The sequence below is a fragment of the Corynebacterium qintianiae genome (genome assembly GCF_011038645.2).
Classification (GTDB): Bacteria; Actinomycetota; Actinomycetes; order Mycobacteriales; family Mycobacteriaceae; genus Corynebacterium; species Corynebacterium qintianiae.
This window is the reverse complement of record NZ_CP064955.1, coordinates 1984022-1997745: the sequence shown is the minus strand read 5'-3', so window position 1 is coordinate 1997745 and position 13724 is coordinate 1984022. Positions and strand designations below refer to the sequence as shown.

The window sequence follows — 13724 nt, the reverse complement described above, 5'->3', positions numbered from 1 at the left end:
CATGTCTCTTGTCATTGACGTCCACGCGCTTCAGACCATCCCGCCCTCACTGATCAACCGCGACGACACTGGTGCGCCGAAGTCTGCGATCTTCGGAGGAGTGCCGCGCCAGCGCGTGTCTTCTCAGTCCTGGAAGCGCGCGATCCGCCGCTACTTCAACGAAAGCGGCGCCGCCGATTCCATCGGTGATCGTTCGACCCGTCTTCCCGAAAAGATCGCCAAAGCTGTGCATGAGAGGGCAGGCTGGGACGATGCCACATCCATCGCCCGCGTCGAGGAGCTCTTCAAAGCCGCCGGGATCAAGACCGCCGTGGTCAAGCCGAAGAAGTCCGATGAGGGTGAACCGGTGGAGACGTCGCCGTACCCGCGCACTGGCTACCTCCTGTTCCTCAGCCCCCACCAGATCGAAAAGGCAGTAAACCTGCTCATGGAGGCGGACGGAGAGAAGATCGACAAAAAGGCTGCAAAGGAAGCACTAAACGGCGACAACTCGGTCGATGTAGCGATGTTCGGACGCATGGTGGCTGATGATGCCGCTTTCAACGTCGATGCTGCCGTCCAAGTCGCTCATGCCCTGGGTATTCACGCATCCAGCCCCGAATTCGATTACTTCACGGCGGTGGACGATCTCGCCGCCGAAGGTCAGGAGACCGGCGCGGGAATGATCGGTACTGTGCAGATGATGTCGTCGACGCTGTATCGCTACGCTTCGGTCAACGTCGACGGCCTTGAGGCGAACATTGGATCTGCGGAAGCCGCACGCGAGGCCGCCGTCAGCTTCATCGACGCATTTGCTAAGGCGCTTCCAACCGGCAAGGTCAACACTTTCGCCAACCAGACGTTGCCGGAGCTTGTATACGTCGCTGTGCGTGATACTCGCCCGGTGAGCCTGGTCAACGCCTTCGAGGAACCGGTGGAAACCTCCTCGGCCGTGGGGCGGCGGCTAGCCGGTGCGCAGTCGCTCGCGCGGGAGGAAAAGCAGATTGAGCAGACCTACGGGTTTGTGCCTCGTGCGGCGTTCGTCGCTGCGCTCGGTGAGCTCGGCAACCCGTTCGAGGGCATCGCGCAGAAAGCAAACCTTATGGAGCTGCTGGACCTGACTCGTGACGCGCTTGTAGCCGCTCAAGGGGAGTAGCGATGTCGGCATTTTCTCTTTTGCTCCTGTTAAAGGGGCCTATGCAGTCGTGGGGCGATGAGTCTCGCTTCAAAACGCGCGCGACGGCAGCAACGCCGACGAAATCCGGGATCGTGGGTCTGTTGGCGGCCGCACAAGGTAGGCGCAGGACGGACCCCGTGGAAGACCTTGCAGAGCTTACCTTGGCGGTGCGGGTTGATCAGTCAGGTAGCCTTCTTAGGGATTATCAGACGGCCCAGCCGTGGCTCGTCGATCCGACGGCTAACGCGTCGCTGGTGACGCGCTACTTTCTTTCCGACGCCGCATTCGTCGCAGCCGTCGAATCCCCGCGCCGGGAACTTCTCGATGGTCTTGCAGAGGCTCTGAATGCACCAGCGTTTCCGCTGTTCCTCGGGCGCCGCTCCTGCCCTGCCCCACCTGATCTGGTACTCGGCGTGGTCGAATCCCCGGCAGAAGAAGCGCTTAGTCAGCACCACACGTGGCACGCGACAACGTCCCACAAGAAGGAGCGGGAAAAGCGCGTCAAGCTGCCGATCTACCGCGATGCGTCGCCGGGCGAGGCAGGTGCGGTGCCACGGCAAGACGTCCCCCTATCGTTCGACCCGCGGCACCGGAAGTACGGGTGGCGAAACGTCATCCTTGCCAGCTACGTCGAATTCGACAACGAGTTAGGCCGTGCGGACGATGACTTTTTCAGCGCGGTGGTGTCGGCATGACAACCTTTACTCGAGTACTCATCAACCCAAAGTGCCGTGGCGGGGCAAAGTTGCTTACCAACCCCCAAGCGATGCACGCGGCTGTGCGCGCCGCCTTTCCTCCGGATCTCGATGAATCGGACGGGCGGGTGCTATGGCGCGTCGACAAGCATGAACACGAGCACGTGCTCTACATTGTGGGGCCCGAGAAGCCCACCACCCGCCACATCGTCGAACAGGCAGGGTGGGAGACACGCCCGGGTGAGTCCGCTGATTACGGTCGGATGCTCGATTCGCTTATGAAAGGACAGAGGTGGCGCTTCGAACTGGTAGCGAACCCGACGTACTCCGAGCCCACGCCAGGCAAGCGCGGGAAGGTAAAGGCGCACGTGTCGGAAACGCACCAGCTCGAGTGGCTGTACAAGAGAGCCGAGGCTGCAGGTTTTGCGCTTGCGCCCGCGACCTTGGAGGACAGTAGCTGGACCGCAGTTGACGTTCCGGCCGTCGTGGAGCGCGGGACCGACCGCTTCTACCGCGGAACTGAGCGCAAAGGACGCGCAGTCCACATTGCCAAGGCGCGTTTTACAGGAACGCTTGAGGTCACCGACGCGGACTCGTTGCGACGCACGCTTGTGGACGGCCTCGGGCGCTCGCGGGCCTATGGCTGTGGGCTGCTCACGCTTGCGCGGGTGGAGCGCTAGTGGCTACCCCAGGGGAGGTTCCGCTGACCCGCAAGGAGCTCGCTCGCATGGGTGATCGGGTGAGCTTCCTTTATGCGGAGCGTTGCGTGGTTAATCGAGATAACAACGCGCTCACCATTACTGATCAGAGAGGCGTTGCGTACGTCCCGGCGACGACCATTGCAGCCCTGCTTCTGGGTCCAGGCAGCCGAGTGACGTATGCTGCGATGGCTCTGCTCGGGGACGCGGGATGTTCCGTCACGTGGGTAGGGGAGCGGGGAGTTCGTTTCTACGCGTCGGGTCGCCCGCCCGCGAAGTCGGCGCGGATGGCTGAGGCGCAGGCGGCGATTGTGACCAATCAGCGCAGGCGCCTCGATTGCGCCAGAAAGATGTACGGCCTGCGCTTCCCTGATGAGGACGTCTCACAGCTGACGATGGCTCAATTGCGGGGGCGTGAGGGGGCACGCATGAAAAAGATCTACGCGAGGGAAGCAGAACGAACTGGCGTGAGCTGGACTAGGCGGTCGTATGATCCGAGTGATTACGAATCCTCTGACCCGATCAATCAGGCCCTTACCTCGGCTTCTGCGGCACTATATGGAGTAGCTCATGCGGTAATTGCCGGCCTCGGCTTTGTGCCTGCCCTCGGTGTCGTACACAGTGGAACGGATCGCTCTTTTGTCTACGACATCGCAGACCTATACAAAGCCGAAGTTGCCATCCCCGCTGCCTTTGACGCCGCATCTTGCGGAGCATCGAGTCCCGGGGTTGAGGCGCGACGAAAAGTCCGCGATAAAGTGGTGGAACGTCGTCTCATGCCTCGAATGGTTGCAGACTTAAAGTACCTCATGGACGTATCAGACGCCGACCTCATCACTGACGTCGAGCTTATGCTGTGGAGCGAGCTGGAAACAATCGCTGCCGGGGTGAATTGGTCTGAAGAATCATGATGGTTCTCGTCATCACTGCATGCCCGGCCGGACTCCGAGGGGACTTGACCAAATGGCTTGCCGAGATCTCCCCGGGGGTCTTTGTGGGGCGGCCGTCGGCACGCGTGCGCGATTTGCTGTGGGAGCGTACGGAGCTGCTTGTCAAAGACGGGAGGGCGTTGCTTGTCTATTCCTCCGATAACGAGCAGGGGATGGAGTTTAGGACGCACCGACACGATTGGGTTCCAGAGGACTTTGATGGTTTTACGTTGATGGTCCGACAGAAGCCACAGAGCGAGAACGCTAGACGCACCGGTTGGAGCAACGCTAGGCGGCAGCGGAGGACTTATAAGGGGCGGTAGCGTTGCTTTAAAGTCGGGTCTAGAATGCTTTGCAGGCTCTCGTCCTTCCTGTTCAGGAAGGGGTGCTCCCCGCGCTAGCGGGGATGAGCCCAGCGTTGCGGAAAGTTTCCGAACGTTGATAGGGTGCTCCCCGCGCTAGCGGGGATGAGCCGGTCAGGCGAGCTGCTGGCCAGGCCATCCAAACGTGCTCCCCGCGCTAGCGGGGATGAGCCGTCGAAGCGGGCCCGGGCGGAACAGATTCTCGCGTGCTCCCCGCGCTAGCGGGGATGAGCCCACTGAGGCGCTCACGGCCGCGCACCATCGTGAGTGCTCCCCGCGCTAGCGGGGATGAGCCCTACTGGGCCGACCTCATGCCCGGCGGGAAGTCGTGCTCCCCGCGCTAGCGGGGATGAGCCGAAATTCGCGTGCGAGGTCGGTGTGTAGTCCGGGTGCTCCCCGCGCTAGCGGGGATGAGCCCACGTCAAGCAGGGTCATTCGTCGTCGTCCACCGTGCTCCCCGCGCTAGCGGGGATGAGCCCGACGGTGGTGTACAGGGTGTTACGCAACCGCAGTGCTCCCCGCGCTAGCGGGGATGAGCCGAACATCGTCGGAAACTTTGCGGTTGATTCGACGTGCTCCCCGCGCTAGCGGGGATGAGCCCAGGTGTTGCCACTAAACCGGTAACCATGTTCAGGTGCTCCCCGCGCTAGCGGGGATGAGCCTCTCACTCGGCGCATGCGAGCTCGCGGGCGTGCGTGCTCCCCGCGCTAGCGGGGATGAGCCCCCCGGCGCGACCACACCACAGAAGGAGAACACGTGCTCCCCGCGCTAGCGGGGATGAGCCGCGAACGGGACGTCGGCGCTGAATCTCGACCCTGTGCTCCCCGCGCTAGCGGGGATGAGCCCGACCTGGGCGCGGTGCTTGCGATGAGCCGCCCGTGCTCCCCGCGCTAGCGGGGATGAGCCGTCGGCTCGAACGAAATCAACCAAATTCTGAAAGTGCTCCCCGCGCTAGCGGGGATGAGCCCCTCATCGCCACCCGCGAGTACCGGAAGCTCGCGTGCTCCCCGCGCTAGCGGGGATGAGCCCGCCCGCATCGCCGACGAGCTGCCGCAGGACGTGTGCTCCCCGCGCTAGCGGGGATGAGCCGTCCCGCGGCACCGACCTCTACATCCGCATCGTGTGCTCCCCGCGCTAGCGGGGATGAGCCCCGGCGTCACCATTACCCCACCTCCTTCACCGTGTGCTCCCCGCGCTAGCGGGGATGAGCCCCGGTGTCCAGCATCGAATGGGCGGATCCCCCGGTGCTCCCCGCGCTAGCGGGGATGAGCCGTCACGCGGCAGGTGTCGCAGGTGGTGATGACGGTGCTCCCCGCGCTAGCGGGGATGAGCCCGTTGGTTGTCATAAATCCTCCTTCACGAGGGCGTGCTCCCCGCGCTAGCGGGGATGAGCCCTGTGGTGGCTGCCGTTCCCCAACCAGCGAGCGGTGCTCCCCGCGCTAGCGGGGATGAGCCTGGATCGCCGACAACTTCGAGATGGAGTGATGTGTGCTCCCCGCGCTAGCGGGGATGAGCCCGCCCCGTAATGGCGCTTCTAAACGACTTGCCTGTGCTCCCCGCGCTAGCGGGGATGAGCCCCAACCGGCGATGTAGTCCGTGTCGCCCTGCAAGTGCTCCCCGCGCTAGCGGGGATGAGCCGGATGTAGAAATCACCGGCACAACCATTGACGCGTGCTCCCCGCGCTAGCGGGGATGAGCCGATCGACAACCTGGTCATCGACGGCAATCGTCGGTGCTCCCCGCGCTAGCGGGGATGAGCCTGGATCGGCGCGTTCGGAGCTGTTGTCAAACTTGTGCTCCCCGCGCTAGCGGGGATGAGCCCGCTTAATCGGGGAATATGGTCAGATCCATGACGTGCTCCCCGCGCTAGCGGGGATGAGCCCCGACCAGTCCGCCACCGAATGATCGGAGATAAGTGCTCCCCGCGCTAGCGGGGATGAGCCCCGTGACGCGCCTAACCTCGGGCAATATCGATGGTGCTCCCCGCGCTAGCGGGGATGAGCCCGCTATCCGAATCATCCTCGAAGGAGACCAACGGTGCTCCCCGCGCTAGCGGGGATGAGCCCTACGAGCTGCTGCCGCGGCTGGCTGCCGCGGAGTGCTCCCCGCGCTAGCGGGGATGAGCCCCGCCGCCGCGACACGTCGTCCCACTTCACATCGTGCTCCCCGCGCTAGCGGGGATGAGCCCCACGGCCACACAGGGCGCGGCGCCGCCGCCTGGTGCTCCCCGCGCTAGCGGGGATGAGCCGTCCGCGTCGGTGTAGCCGGTGCCCACCAGGTCGTGCTCCCCGCGCTAGCGGGGATGAGCCCGTCCACGAACTCGACGGTAACGTGTAGTCGCCGTGCTCCCCGCGCTAGCGGGGATGAGCCCTGCACACCCTTCAACGAGGCGGCGATGCCCTTGGTGCTCCCCGCGCTAGCGGGGATGAGCCCCTCCAAACCCCTCCACAACACGAAGGGGTTCAGTGCCCCCCGCGCTAGCGGGGATGAGCCCGGCTTGATCATCTACAACGGCGGGCACTACGCGTGCTCCCCGCGCTAGCGGGGATGAGCCCCAGTGGGCCCGCATCCCCATCGACTTCCTCTAGTGCTCCCCGCGCTAGCGGGGATGAGCCCGGTTCCCAGCGGCGCATCTGCGTAGTCCTTTGGTGCTCCCCGCGCTAGCGGGGATGAGCCCGGCTTAAACTCCATCCCATCCTCAAGCACAGGGTGCTCCCCGCGCTAGCGGGGATGAGCCGTCCTATCCAATCGGTGCCGTTCGTGGTGGTGCGTGCTCCCCGCGCTAGCGAGGATGAGCCTTTAGGGGGCTTGATAAGACTTCAATCGCGCTAGTGCTCCCCGCGCTAGCGGGGATGAGCCCAACTGGAGCGCGGAGCGGGTTCGCGACTTGTGGTGCTCCCCGCGCTAGCGGGGATGAGCCTTCCACTATCCCAATGCGTGGGTCGAGTGGCACGTGCTCCCCGCGCTAGCGGGGATGAGCCCAACACCTTCCAGCAGGGCCCACTCCGACGGGAGTGCTCCCCGCGCTAGCGGGGATGAGCCGGACAGTCTCACAATGACTGACATCGAAGCACTGTGCTCCCCGCGCTAGCGGGGATGAGCCGGAACTCGCGGCGTGCGGCACCGGTGTACCCGTTGTGCTCCCCGCGCTAGCGGGGATGAGCCCAAAACGCACCCCAAAAAGTCGTAGGACTTCGGGTGCTCCCCGCGCTAGCGGGGATGAACCCAGTCAGGCCGAGCTCTTTAATGGCAGCTTGAGGTGCTCCCCGCGCTAGCGGGGATGAGCCCGGAACCGACCCGTGGCCCGAAGCGCAGCTGGAGTGCTCCCCGCGCTAGCGGGGATGAGCCGTCGCCGCCGACGAACCACTGCCCGTCCAGCGAGGTGCTCCCCGCGCTAGCGGGGATGAGCCGCGGAGCGCCGTAACGGTGTCGAGTTGACAGCAGTGCTCCCCGCGCTAGCTGTACTGACCGGGGACATTGATCAACCGCGTAAAGGGTGGCTGGTTCGCGCAGGCCGTGTGGGGTCGGTGATGGTTGTAGTGGTGCAGCCATGACTCGAGAGCGTCGCGTCGTTCTGCCTCTGAGCGGTAGCAGCGGGCGTAAGCCCACCCGTCTGCCATCGTGCGGTGGAAGCGTTCGACTTTCCCGTTCGTCTGCGGGCGATATGGGCGCGTGTATCTCGGCCGGATCGACAGCGTCTCGCAGGCATCACGCCACAGATGCGACCGGTAGGCACTGCCGTTGTCGGACAGTACTCGCTCGATTGTGACCCCACGCTCGGCGAACCAGTCGATGGCTCGTTGCAGGACTCCAACGGCAGTGAGAGCAGTCTCGTCGTCGCGAATCTCGGTGTACGCGACGCGGGAGTGGTCGTCGATAACGGTGTGGACGTAGGCGTAGCCCAGCTTGGGCCCGCCGTGCTGATTACGTGGCTTGTCTGGCGTGGCGACACGGTTGCGGTCGCCTTGGCGTCGGCCGACGTAGCGCCAACCACCGCCGTCGGGGATGTTCCCCAGCTTCTTCACGTCCACGTGCACCAGCGACCCGGGGTGCGCGTGCTCGTAACGACGGATCGGTTCGCCGGTCGCCCGGTCGACGTGTGAAAGCCGATTCAATCGAGCAGCGGTGAGGATGCGGTGGACGGTGGAGGGCGCGATCCCGAGCCGTGCTGATAGTTGAACTGGACCTTCCCGCAACCTGATCCGCAGCTTGATGCACCGCTTCGTGACGGGCGTGCTCGTCTTGTTCGGCGAGCTCTTCGGGCGGGAGGACCGGTCGTGCATGGACTCGCCGGCGCGGTAGCGGTTGACCCAGCGTTTCACGGTCGGCCAGGAGACCTGGAATCGGGCGGCGACCTCACTGATCGGCCAGCCCTCCTCGACGACGAGTTGGGCAACCTTCAGACGGTGACGCGGTGTGAGGGCAGCGTTGGGATGGGACATGGCATCTTTCGGTCCGGGACGGCGCCGCGGCACCCGCCGCTGTCAGGCCGGATGCTGCACGTGGATGCGCAGTGCGTTCGCGGCGAACTGCGCGGCCTCTGGGCTGCCGAAGGTCTGGTGGAAGTCGGGGTTGGTCTCGTAGAGGTCGGCCATGCCTTGCACCATTGCGGCGGATCGTTCGGCATCGCCGGCGTGGGTGGGTGTTCCGGGGATGTCAGCGAACCAGGCCATGTGGTTGGCAGCGTGCGCTTGAGCAACTGGTGAGCCGGGTGTGTGGCCGGCTTCGTGGATTCCTGCCCACCGTGTGAGCAGGGCCTGGGCACTAGCCTGCCAGTCGCGTTGCTGTCCCACGGACTTGGCATGCCACCACCGATTCGACGCGGCGAAGGCCTCGCGTCCCCACCGTCGTACGACCTCGGCCTCGTAGCGATCGTTGAAGCCTTCGAGCATCACGTCCATGCGTGGTTCGCGGCCCTCTCGACGCATCTGCAGGGTGTGCTCGACCGCGCTGATGCGCCGGTCTAGGGCCTCGCGGTCCTCAGCGAGCTGTGTCAGGTGGGCCTGGAGCGCTTCGACCTCGGCGGCGGGCGTCTCGGGTGCGTCGAGGACTGCGGCGATGTCGGCCAGTGGCATACCCGTGTCGCGGAGCAGGAGGATGCGTTGCAGGCGCGCGACCGCGTCGGGACCGTAGTAGCGGTAGCCGTTGGACCCGACGCGGTCGGGCTCGAGCGGCCCGATGCGGTGATAGTGCCGCAGCGTGCGGCCGCTGATTCCAGCGCGTTCAGCGAGCTCGTGCACCGTCCATTCCATCACCGGGCTCCTGTCGTTCGACGTGCTGCTCAGTGTGCCGCGTCTGTGGTCAGGCCCAGCCGTGGCAGCGCAATGCGCAGGATCTCGGACGCGGGAGTACTGGCGTTTTGGGCGGCCGTGGTGCCCGTGACGTCGAGGTATGCGCGAACAAACCGAGCACCGGCTGCATAACCGGCCCCGGTGGGCAGGCCGACAGGCTCGGCACCGAATAGTTGTGCGCTGGAGTCGCCCAGCACCCAGGCTGCGAAGTCTGCCATTCCGGTGACGCCCAGGCCGCTGGCGACCTTCGCCAGGACCTGGTCGTCGGAGCGGGTTTCGTCGCGCACGAAGTGGGTGTAGCCGGCGTCGCCGTACAGTTCGGACGCGAAAATGTCGGCGAGCCCTTCGGACACAACGTGCTCGCCGACCATCACCGTCTGTGGGTCCCACACGATCCCGCCGGGTGAGTAGCGCACGTTGTGGTGCAGTTCGTGGACCGCGATCGCCTCGAGGCGATCGAGGACACGCGAGGTGGGCCAGACGGTGATGGCGATGTAGCCACTGATACCGCCGAATCCTGACAGCCCTTGCACCTCGCCGACGAAGTGCTGGCTGGTCGGATCCCCGAGGACGAGCAGCACGTTCAGGTCGGGGATCGTCACACCCGGATCGGCAGACGCCAACGTTGCGATGCCGTTCTCGAGGGCCTTCTCGACGCGGGTCCACGCATCTGCCGCGACAAGGAACTCCAGACCTTCGCGGACCTGCTCGATCGCGGAGTCTGGACGGAAGCCGAAGTTTTGCTGGTGCACGGTGGCCATGTCCACGCCGCCGGGGATGAAGTGGTACATCCCCGCCATGGGAGCCCACATTTCACGGATGAGGTCGTCGCGAGCCTTCGTGTCCGCCGTCAGGACTCGGCTCATGCCCGAGGCACTGTCAATCATTGAAATGGTCATGACAAGCGACTGTAGACATTGCCGTTACGACAAGGTCAACCTTTCCTCGACTAATGTCCCCGGTCAGTACAGCTAGCGGGGATGAGCCCATGTTGTTCATGTTCGTGACCTGGCTGGTATCGTGCTCCCCGCGCTAGCGGGGATGAGCCTAGACGGGCACGGAGTCGCGTCCAACAGCGACAGTGCTCCCCGCGCTAGCGGGGATGAGCCCACTGTTGGCCCGGTGTTGCGTCAGCATGGTGTGTGCTCCCCGCGCTAGCGGGGATGAGCCGCCGTCGAATTCGTCGACATGAAGGTCGCGGAAGTGCTCCCCGCGCTAGCGGGGATGAGCCGCAGGTTAACCCCATGCAAGTCAGCGTCAAACAGTGCTCCCCGCGCTAGCGGGGATGAGCCGGTATTTCAGCCAAGCGGTGTCGGTGGCGATACGTGCTCCCCGCGCTAGCGGGGATGAGCCCCAGGGCGAGCAGGATCATGCCTGCCTGCGGAAGTGCTCCCCGCGCTAGCGGGGATGAGCCCCACTCGTGGAAAAAGTTCTCGACTACCCCCGAGTGCTCCCCGCGCTAGCGGGGATGAGCCCCCCAGTGCGGTTCCTCCAGGCGCTCCGGGTTGTGCTCCCCGCGCTAGCGGGGATGAGCCGGTTCGCCTCCGGGTCCCAAATATCGTCATACCGTGCTCCCCGCGCTAGCGGGGATGAGCCCGAGGTAGGTGCCCCCGCCCCGAGCATGTAGGTGTGCTCCCCGCGCTAGCGGGGATGAGCCCTCGGACGGTTTACCAGTCACCGACTCCCACGAGTGCTCCCCGAGCTAGCGGGGATGAGCCCGCGGCGGAGACCTCGGCATCGGGGCGAATGCGGTGCTCCCCGCGCTAGCGGGGATGAGCCCAGCGAACCCAGCCAACGAAAAACCGAGGTCACGTGCTCCTCGCGCTAGCGGGCATGAGCTCTGGACAACCGAGCGCGTTCGTGACCTCTGAAAGTGCTCCCCTCACTATCGGTGAATTGTCTGAGGAATACGAAAATAGAGACGCGCTGGGAGTAGTCGTCCGAGGAGAGGGAAATCCCCGGGTCAAACCTCAAGGAACAAGCTGACCAAAGGCCCACCGAAAGGAACCCCTACTTCGCCGGATCCACCGGCGGGTACTTCTTCTTCGCGGCGTCGGACAAACCCGTGGGGTTGCCGTTTTCGTCGTAGATGTAGAAGCCTTGGCCGGATTCCTTGCCAATATGCCCCTTGTCAATGAACTCTTCCTTTAGGCGCCGGCTGAACTCGATCGCGAGCGGGTCGCCCGTTTCAGCCCGGTTTTTCGTGATCTGGTAGGCCACGCCCAAACCGGTGTTGTCCTGTGCGAGGAACGGGGCGAGTTGCTGTGTTCCGGCAAGCATGGAGGCCACCTCGTCGAGGGTTTCAATGTCGGCCACACCGAGTACCCACATGTCGCGGGCCTGATCGACCCAGGTGGAGTAGAAGGAGTTGATGATGTACTTCGCGTGCTCGCGGTGCAGGCGGATCGGCCGCATGCCCATGGTGGGCGCGAACTCCATTACTTGCTCGACAACGCTGTCGTCGGTGTCGGAAGTCGGCATGACCTCCACCACGTTCGCGATGTGGATGTTGTTGGCGAAGTGGTAGGCGAGGAACTTGTCTGTGCGCCCCGTGGCGTCCTTGAAGTCGCTCGGCAGCAGAGTGGAGGTGTTGGTCAGCAGAATGGTCTCCTCGGGCAGGAACTCGGCGAGCTTGGTGTAGGTGTCTTTCTTGATGTCCAGGTTCTCCGGTACCGCTTCGATGATGTAGTCGGCATTCCGTGCGGCTTCTTCCAGCGAGGTGGTGTACGCGATCTTATCGACGACCGCCTTGGCCTTATCCTCGGAGACATCGTCGAGGTCGCGGACGTAGTTGCCGGCGATCTTCTTTACGCGCTCCTTGGCGGCGCTGATGGCGTCGTCGCTAATGTCAAAGGCCGTCACCGAGTGACCGTAAAAGGCGGCGCGGTAGGCGATTTGGGCGCCGAGGTTACCGGCGCCGAGGACTGAAATTTTCTTTGATTCGGACATGTAACATACGTTAACCCTGTTTAACGGCACGCGCAGGGAAGCGTTGTCAAGCGGGCGCGACGTTCCCCTTGAACTCGCGCTAGACGTTCTCCTTTTCCGGCACGCACGCGGGTTCGCTTCCCAGGGCTTGCGCTGCCGGTCTATGAAGGTGGCAATATCCAGGCCGCAAGCGCCCGAAATTGCCAGCCGACGAGATTACCGACCGCGCTCACATGGCTTAGTGGTGGCCGGTGAGATGGTGGGGGACTATCGCCTCTGGCAACTCGGCATCTAGAAATGGGAGTAGGGGGAAACACACTCCCGACCCCGGCCCAGTGTTAGTGCTGGTGGTAATCGCTCAAGAAGTTGCCCAGGCGCTCGATGGCGTTTTCCAGCTGCGAGGCCCACGGCAGCGTGACCACGCGGAAGTGGTCGGGGGTGGGGTAGTTGAACCCGGTGCCTTGCACCATGAGGATCTTCTCCGACTTGAGCAGGTCCAGCATGAAGCGCTCGTCATCATGGATGTTGTACATCTCGGTGTCGATCTTAGGGAAGCAGTACAGCGCCCCCTTCGGCTCTACGACGGACACGCCGGGGATCTCGCGCAACTTGCGTACCGTCACATCGCGCTGCTCGCGCAGGCGCCCGCCCTTGCCGGTGAGCTCGTAGATGGACTGTCGCCCGCCCAGCGCAACCTGGATGGCGTGCTGGCCGGGCACGTTCGCACACAGGCGGGTTCCCGCCAGCAGGTTGAGCCCCTCGATGAACCCGGTGGCGCGGCGACGCGGGCCGGTGATGATCATCCAGCCGGCGCGGTAGCCGCACACGCGGTACGCCTTGGACAGCCCGTTAAAGGTCACCGTGATCAGGTCGGGGGCGACCTCGGCCATGGAAATATGCTGCGCACCGTCATAGAGGACGCGGTCGTAGATCTCGTCGGCAAGCACCATGAGCTCGTGCTCGCGGGCGATGTCGGCGATGCCCTCGAGGATGTCCCGTGAGTACACCGCACCCGTCGGGTTGTTCGGGTTGATCACCACGATGGCTTTGGTGCGCTCGGTGACCTTCGAGCGAATGTCCTCGAGCGAGGGGTTCCAGTTGTCTTCCTCGTCGCACAGGTAGTGCACGACCTTGCCGCCGGCCAGCGTGGACGCGGCGGTCCACAGCGGGTAGTCGGGGGCGGGGATGAGGATCTCGTCGCCGTCGTTAAGCAGGGCCTGGGTGACCATGCTGATCAGCTCGGAGACACCGTTGCCGAGGAAGACGTCGTCGATGTCGAAGGGCGGGAAGTCGTCCACCATCTCGTAGCGCGTGACAATCGCGCGGCGCGCCGGGATGATGCCCTTCGAGGTGGTGTAGCCCTGCGATGTCGGCAGCGCGGCGATCATGTCGCGCATGATCACGTCGGGCGCCTCGAAGCCGAAGATCGCCGGGTTGCCGGTGTTGAGCTTGAGAATGGTGTGCCCGTCGCGCTCCATCTCCTCGGCCGTGGTGCTCACCGGGCCGCGGATGTCGTAAAAGACGTTCTTGAGCTTGTCCGCTTCGTCGAAATGGCGGTGCTTCTTCGGGGGCTTCTTGCTTGTCGACGCCCCCTTGACCGCGTCTTCCACAACATCGTTAGCTGGGTAGGAAGTTTCGTCGTGCTCGTTGCTCTTGCTCATAGGG

At 64.2% G+C, this 13724-nt stretch carries 10 protein-coding genes and 2 CRISPR repeat arrays; of the genes, 5 read left to right on the top strand and 5 right to left on the bottom strand.

What is annotated here, in order from left to right; genetic code table 11:
• The first annotated feature begins 1 nt into the window (after position 1).
• Genes cas7e through cas2e form a run of 5 tightly spaced genes read left to right on the top strand, consistent with a single transcriptional unit; the run spans position 2 to position 3801 of the window.
• A complete protein-coding gene (cas7e, locus tag G7Y29_RS09725; protein WP_165002379.1) occupies positions 2–1135 on the top strand; it encodes a type I-E CRISPR-associated protein Cas7/Cse4/CasC in 1134 nt (377 codons plus the stop codon).
• Between the two features lie 2 nt (positions 1136–1137).
• Complete coding sequence (gene cas5e / locus G7Y29_RS09720; RefSeq protein WP_165002378.1) at positions 1138–1851, top strand: type I-E CRISPR-associated protein Cas5/CasD; 714 nt, start codon at positions 1138–1140, stop codon at positions 1849–1851.
• Positions 1848–2531 carry a type I-E CRISPR-associated protein Cas6/Cse3/CasE gene (gene cas6e, locus G7Y29_RS09715; RefSeq protein ID WP_165002377.1) on the top strand — a complete coding sequence of 228 codons (684 nt, stop codon included), beginning with the start codon at positions 1848–1850 and terminating at the stop codon, positions 2529–2531. Before cas5e ends, cas6e begins: the two co-directional genes overlap by 4 nt.
• Positions 2531–3460 (top strand): type I-E CRISPR-associated endonuclease Cas1e, encoded by a 930-nt coding sequence (gene cas1e, locus G7Y29_RS09710; protein ID WP_259806886.1) that lies wholly within the window; start codon positions 2531–2533, stop codon positions 3458–3460. Before cas6e ends, cas1e begins: the two co-directional genes overlap by 1 nt.
• Positions 3457–3801: a type I-E CRISPR-associated endoribonuclease Cas2e gene (gene cas2e / locus G7Y29_RS09705; protein ID WP_165002376.1), complete on the top strand. Its 345-nt coding sequence runs from the start codon at positions 3457–3459 to the stop codon at positions 3799–3801. Before cas1e ends, cas2e begins: the two co-directional genes overlap by 4 nt.
• Positions 3802–3863: 62 nt before the next feature.
• Positions 3864–7250: a CRISPR direct-repeat array (repeat unit 28 nt; unit sequence GTGCTCCCCGCGCTAGCGGGGATGAGCC).
• Positions 7251–7295: 45 nt separating this feature from the next.
• On the opposite strand, the gene G7Y29_RS09700 is transcribed toward cas2e, so the two are convergent.
• The 5 genes from G7Y29_RS09700 to G7Y29_RS09680 all read right to left on the bottom strand — a co-directional run bounded on the left by G7Y29_RS09700 (position 7296) and on the right by G7Y29_RS09680 (position 13720).
• Positions 7296–8282 (bottom strand): IS481 family transposase, encoded by a 987-nt coding sequence (locus G7Y29_RS09700; protein WP_430393277.1) that lies wholly within the window; start codon positions 8280–8282, stop codon positions 7296–7298.
• A gap of 42 nt (positions 8283–8324) precedes the next feature.
• Entirely contained in the window at positions 8325–9092 is a 768-nt protein-coding gene (locus G7Y29_RS09695; RefSeq protein ID WP_165002375.1) for a MerR family transcriptional regulator, read from the bottom strand.
• Between the two features lie 29 nt (positions 9093–9121).
• Positions 9122–10030: a DUF2268 domain-containing putative Zn-dependent protease gene (locus tag G7Y29_RS09690; protein ID WP_165002374.1), complete on the bottom strand. Its 909-nt coding sequence runs from the start codon at positions 10028–10030 to the stop codon at positions 9122–9124.
• 121 nt (positions 10031–10151) lie between these two features.
• Positions 10152–10971: a CRISPR direct-repeat array (repeat unit 28 nt; unit sequence GTGCTCCCCGCGCTAGCGGGGATGAGCC).
• Positions 10972–11141: 170 nt separating this feature from the next.
• Positions 11142–12080, bottom strand: a complete 939-nt coding sequence (locus tag G7Y29_RS09685) for a 3-hydroxyacyl-CoA dehydrogenase (protein WP_165002373.1) — start codon at positions 12078–12080, stop codon at positions 11142–11144.
• Between the two features lie 317 nt (positions 12081–12397).
• Complete coding sequence (locus tag G7Y29_RS09680) at positions 12398–13720, bottom strand: pyridoxal phosphate-dependent aminotransferase (protein WP_165002372.1); 1323 nt, start codon at positions 13718–13720, stop codon at positions 12398–12400.
• Positions 13721–13724 lie beyond the last annotated feature (4 nt).